Origin of the sequence: Clostridium aromativorans (genome assembly GCF_020908015.1) — a bacterium.
Classification (GTDB): domain Bacteria; phylum Bacillota; class Clostridia; order Clostridiales; family Clostridiaceae; genus Clostridium_B; species Clostridium_B aromativorans.
This window is the reverse complement of record NZ_JAJJPB010000067.1, coordinates 1-1218: the sequence shown is the minus strand read 5'-3', so window position 1 is coordinate 1218 and position 1218 is coordinate 1. Positions and strand designations below refer to the sequence as shown.

Annotated in this window: 1 protein-coding gene; it reads left to right on the top strand. The window is 42.7% G+C overall.

All coding sequences use genetic code 11. The features are described from left to right. Positions 1–23 precede the first annotated feature (23 nt). Entirely contained in the window at positions 24–1217 is a 1194-nt protein-coding gene (gene tuf / locus LN736_RS18810) for an elongation factor Tu (protein WP_150355427.1), read from the top strand. Position 1218: the final 1 nt, after the last annotated feature.

The window sequence follows — 1218 nt, the reverse complement described above, 5'->3', positions numbered from 1 at the left end:
GTTATAAACAAGGAGGAAGAATAATGTCAAAAGAGAAGTTTGAAAGGACGAAACCGCACGTAAATATAGGAACGATAGGGCATGTAGATCATGGTAAGACAACATTGACAGCAGCAATAACCATGGTATTAGCGAAAGAGGGGAAGGCATCGGCAACAAAGTATGATGAGATAGATAAAGCTCCAGAGGAGAAAGAGAGAGGAATAACGATAAATACAGCGCATGTGGAATATGAGACAGATAAGAGACACTATGCACATGTAGACTGTCCAGGGCATGCAGATTATGTAAAGAACATGATAACAGGTGCAGCACAGATGGATGGAGCAATATTGGTAGTGAGTGCTGCAGATGGTCCAATGCCGCAGACAAGGGAACATATACTACTGGCAAGCAGGGTAGGAGTACAGCATATAGTAGTATTTTTAAATAAGGCAGATCAGGTGGATGATCCTGAGTTACTGGAATTAGTAGAGATGGAAGTAAGGGATCTTTTAAGTGAATATGGATTTCCGGGAGATGAAGTACCAATAATAGTAGGCAGTGCACTTAAGGCACTGGAGAATCCGGATGATGCAGAAGCGACGAAATGTATATATGAGCTGATGGATGCAGTTGACAATTATATACCGACACCTGATAGACCGACAGACAAACCATTCTTGATGCCAATAGAGGATATATTCACAATTACAGGAAGAGGGACAGTAGCGACAGGAAGAGTAGAGAGTGGAGTATTAAAAATAGGAGACGAACTGGAGATAGTAGGACTTCAAGAGGAGAAGAAGAAGACAGTATGTACAGGAGTAGAGATGTTCAGGAAGCTGCTTGACCAGGCAATGGCAGGAGACAACATAGGTGTACTTCTGAGAGGTATACAGAGGAATGAAGTAGAGAGAGGTCAGGTACTTGCGAAACCAGGTACAGTACACCCGCACAAGAAATTTGTAGGTCAGGTATATGTACTTAAGAAAGAAGAGGGTGGGAGGCACACACCGTTTTTCAATGGATACAGGCCGCAGTTTTATTTTAGGACCACAGATGTAACGGGGACCATTGCACTTCCGGAAGGAGTAGAGATGGTAATGCCTGGAGACCATATAGATATGAATGTAGAACTCATAACACCGGTAGCAATGCATGAAGGGTTGAGGTTTGCAATAAGAGAAGGCGGAAGAACAGTTGGTTCTGGTGTCGTAACTAAAATAGTTGAGTAAT